The organism is Actinomyces sp. ZJ308, assembly GCF_011752065.1.
Lineage (GTDB): Bacteria > Actinomycetota > Actinomycetes > Actinomycetales > Actinomycetaceae > Actinomyces.
In genome coordinates, this window is the sequence record NZ_JAAIJY010000024.1 from 23,791 (window position 1) to 41,494 (window position 17,704).

The window sequence follows — 17,704 nt, forward strand, 5'->3', positions numbered from 1 at the left end:
CGCGTGACACGCCCCCGGCAGCGCGGCGAGGCCCCGCAGACATGGCACGCCCAACCCACAACGCCGCACGGCACAGTCGGGAGCAGTTGCACCTCTTCAAAAAATAGATATCATCTTGCTAACTCAAGGAGGTTCTCATGTCCGTACCCCCCACTCATTCCACCGACTCCCCCACTCCCACCAATGCCCCCGAGCACTCCTCCAGCCGTGTCGATATCACGGAGAAGCCGGCCCTGGCCGCGGGCTCGGGCGCCGCCTTCCTCGCATTCCTGCTCATCCTGGCAATCACTGCTGGATCAGTGGTTCTTGCCATCCTCGGTGCCATCGCCGCCGACGCGGGTGAGCCGGGTGGGAGGCTGTGCGCGATTGTCGGATCAGTCGGGTTCTTCGTCTCCTTCTTCCTGTACACCAGCTTCACCATCGTCGTTCCGGGCGAGACCAGCGTCCGCCGGTTCTTCGGCCGCTACATCGGCACCGTGCGGCGCCCGGGGCTCGCGCTCGTCCCGCCGCTGACCACTGGCCGGAAGGTCTCCATCAAGGTCCACAACTTCGAGACCAGTGAGCTCAAGGTCAACGACCTGGACGGCAATCCTGTCAACATCGCCGCCATCGTCGTGTGGCAGGTGGCCGACACCGCCCGCGCTGTCTTCGCCGTCGAGGCCTACGAGCAGTTCATCCGGGCTCAAGCCGAGTCCGCGCTGCGCCACGTGGCCACCACCCACCCCTACGACGAGCCGGGCCCGGGCGAGACCTCGCTGCGCGGCGGCACGGACCTCGTCTCCGCCGAGCTCGCAACGGAGGTCGCGGCCCGGGTGGCGCTGGCGGGCCTGGAGATCGTCGAGGTGCGCATCTCCTCGCTGGCCTACGCCCCCGAGATCGCCCAGGCGATGCTGCAGCGCCAGCAGGCCGGCGCCGTCATCGCCGCCCGCGAGCAGATCGTCGAGGGCGCCGTGACCATGGTCGACCAGGCCCTCAAGCGCCTGGAGGCCGATGACATCGTCACCATGGACGAGGAGCGCCGAGCCCAGATGGTCTCCAACCTCCTGGTGGTCCTCTGCTCCGACCAGCGCACCCAGCCCGTCGTCAACACCGGCTCCCTCTACGCTTGAGCCGTGGCGGGAAAAGAGCGTAAGCAGGTCCTGCTCCGGCTGGACCCCGCCGTCCACGCGGCCATCGCCAAGTGGGCGGCGGACGACCTGCGCTCGGTCAACGCCCAGATCGAGGTCCTCCTGCGACGCGCGCTCGACGACGCCGGGCGCGGCGTCAAGGCGGCCCCCTTGCGCGGCCGGGGCCGACCGCGCAAGGACACATCCGGCGACCCACGCGACGTCGTCGGCCCGTCGCACGGGCGGTGACCGCGGCGGCGCGTAGGGTGGGCGGTGCACCACCACTTTCCTGAAGGAGGGCCGCTATGGCCAAGATCGGCATCGTCCTCGGATCCATCCGTGAGGGGCGCCTCGGCGAGCAGGTCGCCGCCTGGGTCCTGGAGCAGGCCCGCCAGCGCGGCGACGCCGAGTACTCCCTCGTGGACGTCAAGTCCTTCGACCTTCCCCTCGTCACGGGTGCGCCGCCGGCCACGAGGAACAAGCAGTACGACGACGAGCGGGTACAGCGCTGGTCGGACACGATCGACGCGCTCGACGGCTACGTGTTCGTCACGCCCGAGTACAACCACGGCGTCCCCGGCGCCTTCAAGAACGCCGTCGACCACCTGGCCCCGGAGTTCTTCGGCAAGGCCATCGGCTTCGTCGGCTACTCCGGCGACGGCGCGATCCGGGCCGTCGAGCAGTGGCGCACCATCGTGGCACTGTGGGGCATGCGCGTGGTCGCCCCCGAGGTGCACCTGACTTTCGCCGCCGACGTGCGCAACCGCAGCGAGCTCGTACCGGCCGACAACCGCGCCGGCCAGCTGGCCAAGCTGCTCGACGCCGTCGTTGAGGCCGCTGGTTAAGAGGCCGCCTGCATCGGTTGGGTCGCACGCGAGACCTGACCAACACTCCGAGCGGGGCGGGCCGATCGGCCCGCCCCGAATTCCGTACGACAAGCGGGCTCGGTGTCCAAATCTGCAGCAAAGGCTGCTTTCGGGCTCAGAACCGACAAACAAAACCGCATGATTCCGGGGTTGTCGTCGGCGACGTAAGGGCGACCGGACTCCTTTGCTGCAGATTTGGACACGCAGGCGGCTCCCGATCCGGTGACAACGACGGCAACAAGGCCGCTCCCACGTCTACGCGCGGCACGGTCGGTCCGGCGCGCGCAGGAGCGGGGCCAGTGCTGCGGCCATGACCAGGGTGAAGGCGCGGTTCTTCAGGAAGTCCTCCCACGCACTGCTCGCCGGCCAGGCGTAGCCCAGGACCAGGATGAAGGCGAAGAAGCCCAGTGCCGCCAGGACCGCCAACCGTCGCACCCGCCCACGGGCGAGCAGCCCGACGCCGACGGCGAGCTCGAAGGCGGCCGCCATCAGGCTCAGCCAACCGATGTTCGTCATGACGAAGCCCCGCCACAGCTCGGCGAGCCAGGGCAACAGGGCCGTGTCCGCGAAGACCGCGTAGCTGTGCGGGGAGAAGCGCCCGATGTAGAGGTGCACCAGCGCCCCGCTCAGGAAGGCGATCGCGAAGACCACCCGCACCACCGTGCAGTACCGACTCATGACTCCGTCGCCCCCGCCGATGCTTCGGCCACCTGATCCCGCGCGTCAGGCTCCGCCGCGTCCGGAGCCTGACGGCGATGGGTCGTCCCGAAATGGCGCACGTGGGCCCGCAGCTGGGCCCGCGCGCGTTCCTCGACGTCGTCACCGGACTCGGCGAGCTGCAGCAGGGTGAGGATCGGCCCGAAGAAGGCCAGTGCCGTGGCCTGCGGGTCGAGGCCTTCCCGGAAGCCACCGACGCGAATGAGTCCGGCGAAGATGTCGGCCTGGAAGGCGAGGGGCTGCTCGATCCAGTAGTGGCGCAGCCGACGCCCGATCTCGGGGTCGCGGTACTGGCTGACGACGAACAGACGGCGCAGGGCCGCGAGCTCAGGGTCGTGCAGGACGGCGTCGAAGAACCCCTCGGCGACGGCGACCAGCCGGTCCTCGCCGATGCCGAGGTAGCCGGGCAGGGCGTTGCCGGGTGAGGCGACCGAGACGCCCAGGGCGGCGGCAACCTCGGCCATGCGCGTGTCGGCCCGCTGGATGAGGGCGTCGAAGATCGCCTGCTTGGAGCGGAAGTGCTTGTAGACCGAGCCCTCGCGCACGCCGACGTCGCGGGCCAGGTCGCGGATGGAGGTGCCGCCCCAGCCATCCCGGGAGAACCGTTCCAGGGCGGCGTCGAGCAGCCTGTCCCGCATCGAAGGTGAACGATCGTTAGCCACACGATCACGGTACCGGACGAACGGTTGGCTCGCAGACTGTTGCAGCCCTCCCGGCCTGCCAGCAGCCTCGTTCCGCACCCTACAGCCCGTTTCGAGGCGTTACTACAGAGGGGCTTTTCTGCCGGTCACCTCATTGACACCCGCCTCGGAACCACCAGAGACGACGACCCCGCCCGGGCACAGCGCCACAGGACTACCTACAGATTCGAACTGCGGCAACGAGATGTTAACCCACGGACGGTCGGTATCACCAGCGCGAACAGCTCCCCGATCCTGGCGAGTCGCGTCATTCTGCCTGATAACAAGATCATCATAAGATTCCGCGTGAATACCGTCATCAACACGCGTCGAGAAAACAGCGGTGTCCACCGCCCCGGAATACGATGTACCCGACGCACGACTGCCGTCATCCACGACAGTACGATATGTTCCAGCTGGATCAACAGTCATCACCTTTCCCGTACGCGTATCGAAGACATGCAGCTCCAGCGGGTGGCCATAATTTTCAGCCTCACCATCAACATAGTCCTGAACGCTCCAGGTGGACACGGCCTGAGCGCTAGCCTGAATTCCCACTATACGCCAATCAGTCGACTCACCCTCGTTGTTGAGGGACACGGTTGCACCGGTGTCAGCATTTTGAATCGTATTCTTATTGACATCATTGACAACCACCCAGCCACCAACATTGATGACTCGCCCATCAATTACCTGAGCATCAATATCATCATACAGATCGTCATGCGCCCATTGATCAGACGCAACCGCACGTAAATACTGATCGGACAGAGTGTCAACACTTACCCAAGAAGATCTCGACAGATCCTCCTCCTTACGCCGAGTAAGAACTGTGGAATGACCTCCCGGTCCCGGGATCGCGGCCTTCTCATCATCCAGCAGCGCAAGCTCCCGACCACTGGCGGTGTCATAGACCCGGCGATTGATGACGGTCGTGGAGTCGGTCAGTTGCACGACCGGCGCCGATCCAGCGACTTGGGTATCGAGAGCGACACGACCAGTGTCCGTATTAAGAACCACGACACGTGTAATGTCCTCTGGTGACCACTTACCACCGGGACTACCGTCTAGTGTAACGTCGAAGGCATAGGCGAGCCATGTACCGTCGGGGGAGGTGAAGGCCGACTCCTCGGCGTAGATATTCACGCCCCTCAGAGATCTGACAACCGTCTTGTCGGAAGAGTCCTTCAGACCGGCGGTGGCGAAGGACCACATGACGTCCCCGGTCGAGGAGTCCAGACCATAGACGCCCCTGTCAGTGATCGCGACCGCGCCACGCACCCCGGCAAGAATCTGTCGCACATTCATGTCACCGAAAGAGACCTTCCATGCCGGGTCCATGACTTTCGACGGGTCGCGGCCTGCAGCCGCAGCAGAAATCTGCTCGACCGTCGGATAGTCGTCATGACTGGCCGAGACGCTTGCTGTGACGCGAACAAACGGATCGAGGCGCTCGTTGATAACCATCGGCGCCGTCACAGCGATCGCCACGGCAGTCACCACCCCCACCGAAGCCGCCCCCAGACGCTGGACGTACTTGCTCATGCGTTTCCGACCGCTACTCTCTCCGCTCTCCTCACGCCGAGAGTCTCTGGGAAGCGGCAACCTGGAGGACATCGCGGCCAGAACCTCACTCATGGTCACGATCGAGACAACATCGTCGTCGGATTTAGGGGCGACAGACCTTTCGTGACCCTCTGAGGGAGACAGGGTGGCATGACCGTATGCACGCCCGGCAATATTGGCCAGGACGGCGATAGCAAAACATCCCCACGCGGTGAGCAGCTGACCAACAAAGTCAGGAATACTCATGCCCGACTCAATGAACGCATCAACACCCGACCCGACGAGAGGGTAGGCGAGGAAGGAAGTGAGGACGATTGCAATGGCCGCACCCAAGAAACTGCCAGCAGTCATTTTCCGAGACGGACGCAACGCCCAGCAGGCACCTGAGACGACCATCGCAACCAGCACCACCCAGATGCACCACGACTCATCGCTCACGGGAATCGGCGCCCGCCAGGCAGCGACAAACCCCCTGAGCACCAGGATGAATGTCGCAACCCCTGCCGCCAGGCTGATCCCAGCGAGAAGGCTGAAGACCAGCCACCGGCGCCGCAGCGGCCGCCTGCTAACCGCACCAGAGGAATCCAGCTGCTCGTCGGGGCCATCGAACCCTTTTGTCTCCTCGTTACTCATAGATCCAGTCTCAAATTCCTGAGGCGCGGCAAACAATGGGGAGTACAAACCGATCGGTCAACTGCGGGGAGGCCCGCACGACCGGGGACCTTTTCGCACGGTCGGGGACATCCTGCGCGTACGGGTGCAGGTTTTCTGTCCCCGTACGCGTGACACGCCCCCGCCGGCGCGGCGATGTCCCCACCCGCGCGGAAGGCACCCGCCCAACGCCGCACGGAAGGCACCCGCCCGACGCCGCACGCACCCACCGTCGGCCCACGAACCGCGCTCCGGGGAGAACAATCCCCCATCATCAGGGTGACAGGGGCCCGCCGCCCAGGGGAGACTACGAGGTGAGCGGAACCACTGGCGGCCCCCACCCCACGGGGCCGCACGCGACACGGCCGGCAGGACCGGCGGCGTCCCACCACGGCGTCTCCGTTCGGGAGGACACCACCATGACCTTCACCTACTCGATCACCTGCACACTCGACGGCACCGCGGCCTTCCCACCCGTGGCGGGCAGTGAGGAGCAGCGCGCCTACTGGCTCACCCCCACCCTTCTGGCGTGGCCACTGTCCTTGCTGCCCCGGGGAATGGACCGCGGGCTCGTCGTCACCGACTCCGGCGACCCCGTCCCCGGCTCCGGTCTCGCCCTGCGTCTCATCACGGCGCCCGACGGCGGCGCGGCGGCCGTCCACGGTCGGATCCTGGGCGCCGACGGCATGCCCGCCCCCACGGTCACGCCCCTGCGCGTCGTCGGGAACCTGCCCGGCGACATCCTCGCCACCCGCCCTCACCTGGAGGGCTACATCGCCCTGAGCACGACCGACACCGCCGGCGCCCCCCTGCTCGACGACGAGGCCGTCGCCGCGGCCCTGACCGGTCAGGTCTCGATCGCCCAGTACGTCGGGGTCCCGGACCCCACCGAGGCCGCCGACGTCAGCGACGCCCGGCTCGACGCCTTCACCGGCGTGCAGACCGCCATCCTCCTGGACCACCTCTACGCCGAGGCCGCCACGCGCGCCGAGCTGGGCGTCACCTTCCGCGGCTCCCGCCCCTCCTTCGCCCTGTGGGCGCCCACCGCCCAGGCCGTCACCCTCCTGACCTGGGAGACCGGCGACCCGCTGGGATCGGTTCCCGAGGTCCCCGGCCCGCCGACCCGCACCCCGGCCGTGCGCACGGGCGACGGCCGCTGGGTGGTCGACAACCGGCCCGATCCGCCGGGGGACACCGACCAGGACCGGCCCGGCGCCCCCATCGGGGCCGGCTGCCAGTACCTGTGGGAGGTACGGGTCTACGTGCCCTCCACCCTGCAGGTGGAGACCAACGTCGTCACCGACCCCTACTCGACGGCCCTGACGACGGACTCGACCCGCTCGGTCGCCGTCGACCTGGCCGAGGCGCACCTGGCCCCCGAGCAGTGGGCCCAGGTCCCGGCGCCCCCGGTCCGCAACGACTCGGCCCGCAGCATCTACGAGCTCCACCTGCGGGACTTCTCCGCCGCCGACGAGACCGTCCCGCCCGAGCTGCGCGGCACCTACCGGGCCTTCACGGTGGCCGGCTCCGCGGGCGTGCACCACCTGGCCGAGCTGGCGCAGGCCGGCATGAACACGGTCCACCTGCTGCCCACCTTCGACATCGCCACCATCCCCGAGCACCGCCGGTCCCAGCGCTCCCCGCGGATCCCCTCCGAGGCGCACCCGGCCTCGACCGACCAGCAGGCGGCCGTCGCGGAGGTGGCCGACGACGACGCCTACAACTGGGGCTACGACCCCCTCCACTGGGGCGCCCCCGAGGGCTCCTACGCCACCGAGGGCCACCAGGACGGCGGGGCGCGCGTCGTCGAGTTCCGCGAGATGGTCGGGGCCCTGCACGCCCTGGGCCTCCAGGTGGTCCTCGACCAGGTCTACAACCACACGGCGGCCTGCGGGCAGGACCCGCTCAGCGTCCTGGACCGCGTGGTGCCCGGCTACTACCACCGGCTCGACGCCGTCGGGCGGGTGACGAGCTCGACCTGCTGCGCCAACACGGCCACCGAGAACGCCCTGTGCGAGCGGCTCATGGTCGACTCGGTGGTGCGCTGGGCCCGCTGGTACCGGGTCGACGGCTTCCGCTTCGACCTCATGGGCCACCACCCGCGCGCCGTCATGGAGCACGTGCGGGCGGCCCTGGACGCCCTGACCGTGGAGGCCGACGGCGTCGACGGCCGCTCCATCTACCTGTACGGGGAGGGCTGGAACTTCGGGGAGGTCGCGGGCAACGCCCTGTTCGTGCAGGCCACCCAGGGCCAGCTCGACGGCACCGGGATCGGCGCCTTCAACGACCGCCTGCGCGACGCCGTCCACGGCGGGGGCGCCTTCGACCCCGACCACCGCGTCTTCCAGGGCTTCGGCACCGGCCTGCTCACCCAGTCCAGCGGCCTGGACCACCGCGGCTGGAACGAGCAGTCGGCGGACCTGGCCCACCGCACCGACCTGGTGCGCCTGGGGCTGGCGGGCAACCTCAAGGACTATGTCATGACGATCTCGGACGGGACGGTGCGCCGCGGGATCGACCTCATCCACAACGGGTCGCCGGCGGCCTTTGCCTCCCAGCCCCAGGAGAACGTCAACTACGTCGACGCCCACGACAATGAGACGCTCTACGACCTGCTGGCCTACAAGCTGCCTCGGGGCATGCCGGTGGCCGAGCGGGTGCGGATGAACACGGTGTGCCTGGCCACGGTGACGCTGGCGCAGTCGCCGGCCTTCTGGAGCGCGGGGACCGAGCTGCTGCGCAGCAAGTCCCTGGACCGGGACTCCTACAACTCCGGGGACTGGTTCAACGCCATCGACTTCTCGGGGCAGTCCAACGGTTTCGGGCGGGGGCTGCCGCCGGCCAGCCGCAACGAGGGCTCCTGGGCGATCCAGGGGCCGCTGCTGCAGGACGACTGGCTGCGGCCCTCGCCCGAGGAGATCGCGGCGGCCCGCTCCCAGGCCCTCGACCTGCTGCGGCTGCGCGCCTCGACGCCCCTGTTCAGCCTGGGCTCCACGCGCCTCATTCAGGACAAGCTGACCTTCCCGGGCGCGGGCTTCGGGGCGCCGGCCGGGGTGATCGTCATGCTCATCGACGACACCCGGGGCGGGCGGGACGTGGACCCCGAGCTCGACGCCGTCCTGGTGGTCATCAACGCCTCGGGGCAGACGCTCACCCAGCCGCTGCCCGAGCTGGCGGGCCGGGGCTTCCGCCTCTCCCCCATCCAGGCCGAGGGGGCCGACGAGGTGGTGCGCCGCACCGGTTTCGACCGCGCCAGCGGCACGATCTCCGTGCCCGCGCGCACCGTAGCCGTCCTGGTCCAGCCGCAGACCGCTTGAGCGCTTGGTTCAGGCCCGGCCCAGGACGTCGGTGAGGTCGACGACGCCGCCGCGCAGGGCCAGCAGCACAAGCTGGACCCGGTCGCGGCAGCCGGTCTTGGACTTAAGGTGGCTGACGTGGGTCTTGACCGTGGGCATGGACAGCCACTCGCGGTCGCAGATCTCCTGGTTGGTCAGCCCCAGGGCGATGAGCGCCAGGATCTCGCGCTCGCGCTGGGTGAGGACGGCGACCTGCTGAGAGGCCTCCGCCGCCCGGACGGCCTCAACCGAGTCCTCGGAGGCGTGGCGCCCGGTGGCGGCGCCGGCCCCGGCACCAGCACCGCTGACCTGTCCGGTGCGCACGGCGGTGAGCAGCCGCCGCGTGGGCCCCGGGGAGATGACGGAGTCGCCGTCGTGGACGGTGCGGATGGCGGCGATGAGGTCCTGGGGCGGGGTGTTCTTGAGCAGGAAGCCGGCCGCGCCGGCCTCGATGGCGCCCATGACGTAGCCGTCGGTGTCGAAGGTGGTCAGGATGACGATCCGCCCGGTGATGCCGCGGGCCATGAGCTCGCGGGTGGCGGCCAGGCCGTCCAGGCCCGGCATCTGCACGTCGAGCAGGAGCACGTCGACGGGGTCGGCGGCGTTGCGCATGAGGGCGTCGTTGCCGTCGACTGCCCGCCAGACGACCTCCATATCCGGCTGCGCCCCCAGCAGCATGGCCAGCCCCATGGTGAACAGCGGCTCATCGTCGGCCAGACCCAGGCGGATCACAGGCGCCTCCCCTCCTTGACGTCGACTCACCGGAAGTATCCGCTCTCCGGGTGCGACCTGTGCGGTTTTGTGCTGACGAAGTGCCGACGACGCTGTGCGAGGTTCGCCATATGAGCCCGATCGGCTCTTACTCTGGACCGGTGGGGAGCTCCGCCCTCACCCGCCAGCCGCCCTCGGGCACGGGCCCGGCGGTGAAGATGCCGCCGAGGTCGCTCACCCGGCCGCGCATCCCGATGAGGCCGTAGCCCTGGTGTACGGGTCGGTCCGGTCGGCTCTCGCCGGCCTCTGCGCCTCCGTGACCATCCGGTGCCCCGATCGCCGACGTCGAGCGTGCCGGTGAGCCCGCCGGGGCCGGGGCGTTCTCGACGACGAGGACGGCCCGGCCCGCCCCGGTGCGCAGCGAGACGATCGTGGCCGCACCGGGGGCGTGGCGCAGCACGTTGGTCAGCGACTCCTGGACCACCCGGTGGAGGACCTGCGCCACGGGCTCCGGGAGCCGGCCGGCCGGGTCGGCCTCCAGGGTGACAGGGAGTCCTGCGTGCTGCGCCTGGCGCACCGGCTCCCGTAGGAGATCCATGCCCTGCTCCTGGCCCGACGCCGCCTCTGCGGTTTCGGCACCGCCCTCGGCTTCGGGGTCAACGACGTCAGCACTGCCACCGCCACCGGTGGGACGGCCGGCAGCACCGAGACCTCCCGCATCGGCAACGCCGGCATCAGAGGCGCGACCAGCAGCGGAACCGGAACCAGGCGCGGCGGTCGCATCGCTTCCGATGGCTGCGGCGCCGTCGGACGGCCCGGCCTCCTGGGCGTCGGAGCGCAGCATGTCGACCAGGGCGTGCACCTCGTCCACCGAGCGGCGGGAGGTCTCCCCGATGACGGCCAGGGCCTCGTCAGCGGCGGCCGGGTCGGTGGCCAGGATGGCGCGGGCGCCCTCGGCCTGCATGGCGATGACGGTGAGGCTGTGGCCGAGCAGGTCGTGGACGTCGCGGGCGATGCGCTGCTGGGTCTCGATGACCGCGAGGCGCCGCTCGGCCGCCTGCTGCGCCTCGAGCATCGCGGCCCGCTCGAAGGCCTGGTTGTAGCGGTCTCGGCTGCGACGCCGCGCGGCACCGACGAAGGCGGCCACCGCCACCACCAGCCAGGCGTTGGTGAGGAGAATCAACCGTCCGACGCCCGCGTGGACCTGGTCGCCGATGAGCTCGTGCGCCCGCGTCGTCGCCACGGCCGCTCCCACCAGCTCGAGGACGAGTCCCACCCATCGCCACGGCGCCTCCAGCCGGGACTGGGTCGTCTCCACCGCGACGAGCCCGGTGATGATGAAGAAGATGGAGAACTCGCTGAACAGCACCAGGTGCGCCGTCAGGCAGGCGCCGGCCACGACGACGAAGAGCAGCGGGGAGTGCCGCCTCACCACCATGGCCAGGACGCAGACTCCCAGCAGAAGGAGGTAGAGCACCGGCGCTGCCCCTTGGCCGGACCCGAGCCCCGGTTCCGGATCCGGCCGACTGATGAGGGACAGGAAGGCGAAGGCCATGGCGATGACGACGTCACTCATCGTCGTCCACGGGCCCGAGCTCGGGTAGCGCCAGGCGGCCGGAATGGTGCCGGCCGGCGGCACGGGGCGGGGCGACGTCGGCCCGGACGTCACCGACCCCGCCCGCGCCGCACCGGCCCGTCGCCCTTCTCTCATGCCTGAACCGTACCGTCGCCCCCTCGCGCCTCGGAGGCCCCGGCCGGGATTTCATACTCGGGTATGAGCCTGGCCAGCACGCCGATTCAGGAAGCAGACCACGGGCTGATGATCGCCCGTCCGGGTGCGAGCAGGCTTGACGCCATGACGACTTCACACCGCTTCCCACCCAGTCCATCCGCACCACTGCACACACCGACGATGACCTCCGGCGCCCCGGCGCAGCCGGCCGGTCCACGACCCCGGCCCGTACCCGGCCGGACGATCCCGGCGCAGGCGCCCCGCTCGGGCGCCCCGGTCCAGACCATCCGGCAGCCCTTCCCCCGGGTCAGCCCCGACGTCGGCGCCCCGCCTCCCGGCGGGCCCGTGAACACCGCGGCGCCCGGCATCGTGCCTCCCGGCGCAGCACCCAGCACACCGGCTCCCCTCCCGCAGGCCGGCCTTGCGCACTCAGCCGGGGCCGACGACGCCGTCGTCCTCACCCAGGACCTCACCAAGACCTTCGGCAAGCGCACCGTCGTCGAGGGCCTGAACCTCGTGGTGCCGCGCGGGAGCGTCTACGGCTTCCTCGGCCCCAACGGTTCGGGCAAGTCGACGACCATGAAGATGCTGCTGGGGCTCCTGGCGCCCACGCGAGGGCGGATCAGCGTGCTCGGGCGGCCCTTCACCCCGGCCACGCGCGCCGAGATCATGTCGCGCACCGGATCCATGATCGAGAACCCGCCCGGCTACGGCCATCTCACGGGCGCGGAGAACATGCGGATCGCCGCGAAGATGCAGGGCCTGAGCGACCAGCAGGTCAGCCGCGCCCTGGCGCTCGTGCGCCTGACCGAGCACAAGGACCGCCTGGTGCGCACCTACTCGCTGGGCATGAAGCAGCGCCTGGGGATCGCCCTGGCGCTGGCCCGCGAGCCCGAGCTGCTCATCCTCGACGAGCCCACCAACGGTCTGGACCCGGCCGGTATCGAGGAGGTGCGCCGCCTCCTGGTCGAGCTCGCCGGCGAGGGCGTCACCGTCATGGTCTCCAGCCACCTGCTCGACGAGATCGACCGCATGGCCTCGACGCTCGGCATCCTGTCGGCCGGGCGCCTCGTCTTCCAGGGCACGCGCGCCGAGCTCATGGAGCGCTCGGTGCCGGACATCCTTATCGTCACCCCGACGCCGCAGGCCGTCCTGGACCCGCAGGTCCTGGCCGGGCTCGTACCGTCGCAGGCTCCGGGCCAGGCGGCGTCGACGGCGGCGCCCGGAGCGGCCGGCCCGGCCGATCCGGCCGCCGGCCCGGTGCTCACGGCGCAGGGCGTGCGTATCCCGGGGCTGTCGAAGGAGGCGGTGGCCGAGCTCATCAGCCGCCTGGCGGCCGCCGGCGTCGAGCTGCACGAGGTGCGTCGCGAGGCCCAGAGCCTGGAGGACGTCTTCATGGACCTCACCGGACGGGGAGGTGTCCTGTGATGACCGGCATCGCGCTCTCCTCAGCCCCCGCCGCCTTCCAGTCCGCCCAGTCCCCCGCCGTGACCGGGGCCGCCGGCGGGCGAACGGGCAGCCAGGTCGGGCCCGTCCCCGCAGCTGCCGCTCCGACGTCGGAGCGCGGCTCACAGGCCTCGCGCGGCTCAGCCAGGCCCGGCTTCCTGACCTCCGTGGGCGTCGAGGTCCTCAAGATGCACCGACTGCGCGTGCTGCTGGTGACCGCGCTGCTCGTCATCGCCTCGGTGGCGCTGAGCAGCATCAACCTGTTCAGCCAGTCGACGATCCAGTCCTTCGACAACCCGACCGCCAAGCCGTGGGCGATGCTGCTGCTGGGCACCGCCTTCTTCAACGCGATGACCGGGTCGGTCTTCGCCGCGGTCCTGGCCAGCCGGCAGACCGACATCGAGCACAGCGGGGCCGGATGGAACCTGGCGGCGACGTCGGGTCTGACACCCGGGGCCCTGTGCCGGGTCAAGCTCGCCGCGCTGACACTCGTCATTGTTCCGGCCGTCGTCATTCAGAACACGGCCCTTGTCGTCTTCGCCCGCATCATGGGCATCAGCGTCCCGCTCGACGTCGGCCCCTGGGTCACCTACACGGTTCTGCTCATCTCCGTGGACCTGGCCATGTGCGCCTTCCATCTGTGGCTCGCCACCGTCGTGGAGAACCAGCTGGTCGTCGTCAGTGCGGGACTGCTGGGCGGGTTCGTCGGGGCCTTCATGCTGCTGGCCCCGCCGGCGCTGGCGCGCCTGCTGCCCTGGGGCTACTACGCCGTCATCATTCCCGCAAAGTTCGTCACGTCCGGAGGCGAGGCGGCCGGTTACGAGTACATCAATCCGCCCTTGGCCTGGGTCACCGGGTTCCTGGCCCTGACCGCCCTTGCCTTCGCTGTCGCTACCCACCGGCTCGACCGGATAGAGAGGTGATCCCCATGAACGCATACGCATCCACCGCCGCTGCCCCGCTCACCGCTGCCACCGCACCGGCCTCAGCCACGACTTCTGCCATGCCCGCCACACCAACCGGCCCGGTTTCGGCACTCCCGCGTCCTGCCGGTTCGGCAGCCTCCAGCCGGCGGCGCAGTGGCTTCGGGGCCCTGCTGGCCGCCGAGGTCATCAAGCTCAGGAGATCCTCGGTGTGGGTGGTGGCGGTTCTCCTGCCACTGCTTGCAGTCATCACCGGCACAGCGAACTTCATGATGAATCGCGCATCATTCGAAGGGTGGATCTCGCTCAGCTCGCAGGTCACACTCTTCTACTCGATGATGTTCTGTTCCCTGGGGGTTGCCCTGCTGGCCTCGACCGTGTGGAGGACGGAGCACCGCGGCACCAGCTGGAACGCCATGCGGACGACACCGCACAGCCCCGTGACCGTCGTGGTGGCCAAGACCCTGGTCATCTTCCTGCCAGTGCTGGCCATGCAGGTCGTGCTGCTGGCACTGACCTGGCTGGCGGGTTCCACCGTCGCGGGCCTGGGGCCCGCAATGCCCGCGACCTTCATCATCTCGGGTCTGCTCGCGGTCGTGAGCGCGGCGCCGCTGGTCGCGGTGCAGTCGCTGCTGAGCATGCTCCTGCGGTCCTTCGCCGCTCCGGTGGCCTTGGCCTTCATCGGCTGCGTCGTCAGCTTCGGCCTGCTGCTGAAGCAGAGCCCCATGAGCTATGCGGTCCCCCAGGGGATCCTCAGCCGCACTCTCATGCTGGGATCCTCAGCCATGGATTACGCGGGTGATCTGACTGTCAGCAGCTTCCTGTCCATCATGGCCGCCATCATCACGACGAGCATTGTCTTCTGGGGCCTGCTGGCCCTCGTCGCCCGCCGCACCGGCGGCGTGCGCTGACAGGCCCGGGTCCCCAGGCCCCGCCCTGCGCGCCGTCGAGGACGTACCTTCGCGTCGAGGACTGCGATCTCCCGCAGACCACTGACGCCAGACCTCAGCCATTTGCGCGAAAAGTACGTCCTCGACACGAAACGCAGTCGCCGGCTCGCTTCAACGAAGCGGCCCGCAGCGTGCCGATAACTTCACTGCACTGCCACCCGCCCCCAGCCGGCGGCCACCCACGAGAACAGGGCGCACTCCAGAGGACGCAGCCCGCCCGGCTGGTCTCCCCCTTGAGGAGAAAAGGGGGAGACCAGCCGGGCGGGCTGTGGCAGGCGCTCGGTCCCGACTCAGGCGCGCCGGCGGGCGACGAGCAGAGCCGCCCCACCGACAAAGCCCAGCAGACCGGTCAGGGCGACCGCCAGGCTCAGACCCGTGCTGGCCAGAACCGGTGCGGGGGGAGCGGGTGGTGTCGAGGGGGTCATTCCGTTCGGGCTCGTCACCTCCGTAGTTCCACTGGGTGAGGGCTCAGCCGAGCTGCTCTGCGTGACGGACGCGCTCGCCGAAGGCGTCACGGTGTCCGGGGTCGGAGAAGGACTGGCAGTAGGCTCCGGGGTCGGAGAAGGACTGGCAGTAGGCTCCGGAGTCGGAGAAGGGCTAGGAGTAGGCCTGTTCGGGGTCGGAGAGTAGTAGTTGCGGAAGTACACATTGACAACCTCTCCCCCCTCGATCGTCACCGTATGGAATGAGCTCCAGTCCTCGAGGATGTACCCCTCGGCCTGAGCGCTGTCCAGATCCTCAGTAACCACGCACGTGGTTCCCGCAGGCAGCGCGGGCGACTCCACCGGATTCTCATCACCCTTGACCTTGAGCGTCCCCCTGGTCTTGGCGGCGTCATCGCACTGGTAGGTGAAGGTGAACTCCTTCTTACGCAGCTCATTCAGGTCGTCGGGGTCAAGACCCGAGTCGTCAGCGGCGTTGGTGACCCGGAAGCCGTCGGTCACGAGGAGGGCACTGCCCGAGGCGCCCGGATTGTAGGCGGCGGGCCTGGAGTCGTAGTCCGTAACCCGCTTGACCACGGCGAAGGTGCCGACGTCCCCGTCGCTCGTGTCATCCGCACGAGCAGCGGGGTGCGGTAGCACGAGCACCGAGGCGATCAAGGCCGCCGCAGCGACCTGGCCGACGGAACGCGGACGGAGGGAGGAAAGAGGCACGAAAAAAATCCTCTCGGTGGGACGATAGGGGGTGGGGGTGCAACAGCCCGTTGCCGCGTCTTCATCCGCGTCGTTTCGGCTTTTACGCCACGACAGCTCGACTGCGGCACTTTCGCACGCCGCTTGACGCTAGCAACGTAATATATTGCCGGTCAACGCCAAGGAATGGCTCTCCAGGGATCGAAACGATAACGAAGCTCGGAGCCGCCGTCCTGGCGGCTCCGAGCCTGACGTCACCCGGCCTTGGCGAAGAAGTTGAGCAGGGAGTCGATGTCCTGCTGCATGCGCCCCCAGCGCACAATGTGGGCACCGGTGTCCTCGTAGCGCTCGTAGCCGATGCCGGCGCCGTCGAGCGCCTTCTCGAAGCTCTGCTGGCTGGGCAGGACGATGCTCTCGTACCGGTCCCCCTCGGTGCCGCAGACGAGGAAGATGCGCTTGCCGCGGTAGCTCTCCACGTGCTCGACCGGGTTGTCGGCGCTCACCCGCGCCTGGTCCCACGGAATCCCGTAGATCGTGCCGCCCTTGAGGTCGGCGGCGCCGGCGGTGAAGTTCGCCCAGTTGACGACCGCCCCGTCCTGGATGCGCAGGTCGGCCGGCCCCGAGTGGCAGGAGACGGACCCGAAGAGCTCGGGGTGCTTCGCGGTGTACTTCAGCGCTCCGAAGCCGCCCATGGAGAAGCCGGAGACGGCGCGCCCGGCCGGCTGCGCGATGGTGCTGAAGGTGGCGTCGACCCAGGGGATGAGCTCCTTGATGTGGAAGGTCTCCCAGTTGCGCGGCCCCACATTGGAGGACTCGGGGTCGGAGTACCAGCCGACCGCCCCGCCGTCGGGCATGACGACGATGAGGTCGCGGCCCGCGGTGTGGTTGCGGATGTCGTACTTGGTGTCGAAGGTCGAGTAGTCCTCACCGCCGCCGTGCAGCAGGTAGAGCACCGGGTAGCGGCGCGTGGCGTCGTAGCCGTCGGGCAGCAGCACGTTGACGCGGGGCAGCCAGCCGATCGACGGCGTCACCAGCTTGTAGTACTGCATGCGGCCCTGATCCTCATGCTCGGCCACGTTGAGGGCGGCCTGCGCCGGGGCCGATCCGGCGACGACGGCGCCGGCCCCCACGAAGGAGGCGGCGGCGAGCCCGCCGAGCCCGCCCATGCCCTTGAGCAGGGTGCGGCGGTTGATCCGGTGGACGGACGGGCCGCCGGACCGGGGAGAGGTCTGTGAGCTGGTGCGCGTGGTGTTCGAGCTGAGAGGCATGGCAGGTCCTTGGGGTTGTCGACAGTGACGGAGACGGTGACGGAGGCATCGGGGCGGACCGGCCGCCCGCCCGTTGCCAGGTCGGCCGGCGGGCGCCGACCGACCCTTGCGATGACGTCCCACGGAAGTACCGCCATCGGCACCGACCTATGAGACTTGCTTCACACCATACTCCGACCGTGCGGTTAAATACACCCCCGACCGACGTCGGACACTCGAGCCTCAGGCGTCGAGCAGAGAGCGCAGGTTGCGCACGTACCGCTCGAAGGCGACCCGCCCCTCGGGCGTGAGCGCGAGGTAGGTGGCAGGGCTGCGCCCGGCATAGGTCTTGTTCTGCTGGACGTAGCCCGCCCCCTCCAGCTTGGACAGGTGGGTGGACAGGTTGCCGGCCGTCATGTCCAGCAGCTCGCGCAGCCGCGGGAAGTGCAGCTCGTCGCCGACCGGCACGGCAGCCAGGGTCGCCATGATCCGCAGGCGGGCCTGCGCGTGGATGACGGGGTCGATATCGACGTCGGAGGCGGCCGCACCGACCAGCTCCGCCGGCTTGGCCGCCCAGGTCTCCGAGCCGGCCGGCTCCTCCAGCCCGTCATCGACCTTCACCCTCCGAGACTTTCCGGCCA

Annotated in this window: 15 protein-coding genes; 7 read left to right on the plus strand and 8 right to left on the minus strand. The window is 69.2% G+C overall.

Features of this window, described 5'->3' with window-relative positions; genetic code table 11:
- The first annotated feature begins 137 nt into the window (after positions 1–137).
- Genes HCR68_RS10400 through HCR68_RS10410 form a run of 3 tightly spaced genes read left to right on the plus strand, consistent with a single transcriptional unit; the run spans position 138 to position 1,951 of the window.
- Positions 138–1,109, plus strand: coding sequence for an SPFH domain-containing protein (locus HCR68_RS10400; protein WP_167149227.1), 972 nt, complete (start codon positions 138–140; stop codon positions 1,107–1,109).
- Between the two features lie 3 nt (positions 1,110–1,112).
- Positions 1,113–1,355 (plus strand): hypothetical protein, encoded by a 243-nt coding sequence (locus HCR68_RS10405; RefSeq protein ID WP_167149229.1) that lies wholly within the window; start codon positions 1,113–1,115, stop codon positions 1,353–1,355.
- Positions 1,356–1,411: 56 nt separating this feature from the next.
- Positions 1,412–1,951: an NAD(P)H-dependent oxidoreductase gene (locus tag HCR68_RS10410; protein WP_167149231.1), complete on the plus strand. Its 540-nt coding sequence runs from the start codon at positions 1,412–1,414 to the stop codon at positions 1,949–1,951.
- 276 nt (positions 1,952–2,227) lie between these two features.
- On the opposite strand, the gene HCR68_RS10415 is transcribed toward HCR68_RS10410, so the two are convergent.
- From HCR68_RS10415 to HCR68_RS10425, 3 genes are all read right to left on the minus strand, one after another.
- Complete coding sequence (locus HCR68_RS10415; protein WP_167149233.1) at positions 2,228–2,650, minus strand: hypothetical protein; 423 nt, start codon at positions 2,648–2,650, stop codon at positions 2,228–2,230.
- Positions 2,647–3,351: a TetR/AcrR family transcriptional regulator gene (locus HCR68_RS10420; protein WP_167149235.1), complete on the minus strand. Its 705-nt coding sequence runs from the start codon at positions 3,349–3,351 to the stop codon at positions 2,647–2,649. The genes HCR68_RS10415 and HCR68_RS10420 overlap by 4 nt, the downstream gene beginning before the upstream one ends.
- A 102-nt stretch (positions 3,352–3,453) precedes the next feature.
- The gene (locus HCR68_RS10425; protein ID WP_167149237.1) at positions 3,454–5,568 is read right to left on the minus strand and encodes a DUF2029 domain-containing protein; all 2,115 of its coding nucleotides are present in this window, start codon (positions 5,566–5,568) and stop codon (positions 3,454–3,456) included.
- Between the two features lie 437 nt (positions 5,569–6,005).
- On the opposite strand from HCR68_RS10425, the gene pulA reads away from it, so the two are divergent.
- The gene (gene pulA / locus HCR68_RS10430; RefSeq protein WP_167149283.1) at positions 6,006–8,903 is read left to right on the plus strand and encodes a pullulanase-type alpha-1,6-glucosidase; all 2,898 of its coding nucleotides are present in this window, start codon (positions 6,006–6,008) and stop codon (positions 8,901–8,903) included.
- Positions 8,904–8,912: 9 nt separating this feature from the next.
- Here the strand turns inward: pulA and HCR68_RS10435 are convergent, their stop codons facing one another.
- The gene (locus HCR68_RS10435; protein WP_167149239.1) at positions 8,913–9,653 is read right to left on the minus strand and encodes a response regulator transcription factor; all 741 of its coding nucleotides are present in this window, start codon (positions 9,651–9,653) and stop codon (positions 8,913–8,915) included.
- 127 nt (positions 9,654–9,780) lie between these two features.
- Positions 9,781–11,343 (minus strand): histidine kinase, encoded by a 1,563-nt coding sequence (locus HCR68_RS10440; RefSeq protein ID WP_167149241.1) that lies wholly within the window; start codon positions 11,341–11,343, stop codon positions 9,781–9,783.
- A gap of 144 nt (positions 11,344–11,487) precedes the next feature.
- Between HCR68_RS10440 and HCR68_RS10445 the strand changes: the two genes are divergently transcribed.
- The 3 genes from HCR68_RS10445 to HCR68_RS10455 are packed head-to-tail and all read left to right on the plus strand — an operon-like array spanning position 11,488 to position 14,644.
- Entirely contained in the window at positions 11,488–12,792 is a 1,305-nt protein-coding gene (locus HCR68_RS10445; RefSeq protein WP_347878329.1) for an ATP-binding cassette domain-containing protein, read from the plus strand.
- Positions 12,792–13,733, plus strand: coding sequence for an ABC transporter permease (locus HCR68_RS10450; RefSeq protein ID WP_243859058.1), 942 nt, complete (start codon positions 12,792–12,794; stop codon positions 13,731–13,733). The genes HCR68_RS10445 and HCR68_RS10450 overlap by 1 nt, the downstream gene beginning before the upstream one ends.
- Before the next feature lie 5 nt (positions 13,734–13,738).
- Positions 13,739–14,644, plus strand: coding sequence for an ABC transporter permease (locus HCR68_RS10455; RefSeq protein WP_243859059.1), 906 nt, complete (start codon positions 13,739–13,741; stop codon positions 14,642–14,644).
- Positions 14,645–14,973: 329 nt separating this feature from the next.
- Here the strand turns inward: HCR68_RS10455 and HCR68_RS10460 are convergent, their stop codons facing one another.
- From HCR68_RS10460 to HCR68_RS10470, 3 genes are all read right to left on the minus strand, one after another.
- Complete coding sequence (locus HCR68_RS10460) at positions 14,974–15,837, minus strand: DUF5979 domain-containing protein (RefSeq protein ID WP_167149245.1); 864 nt, start codon at positions 15,835–15,837, stop codon at positions 14,974–14,976.
- Between the two features lie 233 nt (positions 15,838–16,070).
- Positions 16,071–17,084 carry an alpha/beta hydrolase-fold protein gene (locus HCR68_RS10465; protein ID WP_167149247.1) on the minus strand — a complete coding sequence of 338 codons (1,014 nt, stop codon included), beginning with the start codon at positions 17,082–17,084 and terminating at the stop codon, positions 16,071–16,073.
- A 222-nt stretch (positions 17,085–17,306) separates the two neighbouring features.
- On the minus strand, positions 17,307–17,684 hold the full coding sequence (locus HCR68_RS10470) for a transcriptional regulator (RefSeq protein ID WP_243859060.1): 378 nt from the start codon (positions 17,682–17,684) through the stop codon (positions 17,307–17,309).
- Positions 17,685–17,704 lie beyond the last annotated feature (20 nt).

Excerpts from the sequence above, each read along its gene's own strand:
- HCR68_RS10400 (WP_167149227.1), top strand. The coding sequence starts at position 138 with ATGTCCGTACCCCCCACTCATTCCACCGACTCCCCCACTCCCACCAAT.
- HCR68_RS10410 (WP_167149231.1), top strand. The coding sequence starts at position 1,412 with ATGGCCAAGATCGGCATCGTCCTCGGATCCATCCGTGAGGGGCGCCTC.
- HCR68_RS10415 (WP_167149233.1), bottom strand. The coding sequence starts at position 2,650 with ATGAGTCGGTACTGCACGGTGGTGCGGGTGGTCTTCGCGATCGCCTTC.
- HCR68_RS10425 (WP_167149237.1), bottom strand. The coding sequence starts at position 5,568 with ATGAGTAACGAGGAGACAAAAGGGTTCGATGGCCCCGACGAGCAGCTG.
- pulA (WP_167149283.1), top strand. The coding sequence starts at position 6,006 with ATGACCTTCACCTACTCGATCACCTGCACACTCGACGGCACCGCGGCC.
- HCR68_RS10440 (WP_167149241.1), bottom strand. The coding sequence starts at position 11,343 with ATGAGAGAAGGGCGACGGGCCGGTGCGGCGCGGGCGGGGTCGGTGACG.
- HCR68_RS10445 (WP_347878329.1), top strand. The coding sequence starts at position 11,488 with ATGACGACTTCACACCGCTTCCCACCCAGTCCATCCGCACCACTGCAC.
- HCR68_RS10450 (WP_243859058.1), top strand. The coding sequence starts at position 12,792 with ATGACCGGCATCGCGCTCTCCTCAGCCCCCGCCGCCTTCCAGTCCGCC.
- HCR68_RS10455 (WP_243859059.1), top strand. The coding sequence starts at position 13,739 with ATGAACGCATACGCATCCACCGCCGCTGCCCCGCTCACCGCTGCCACC.
- HCR68_RS10465 (WP_167149247.1), bottom strand. The coding sequence starts at position 17,084 with ATGCCTCTCAGCTCGAACACCACGCGCACCAGCTCACAGACCTCTCCC.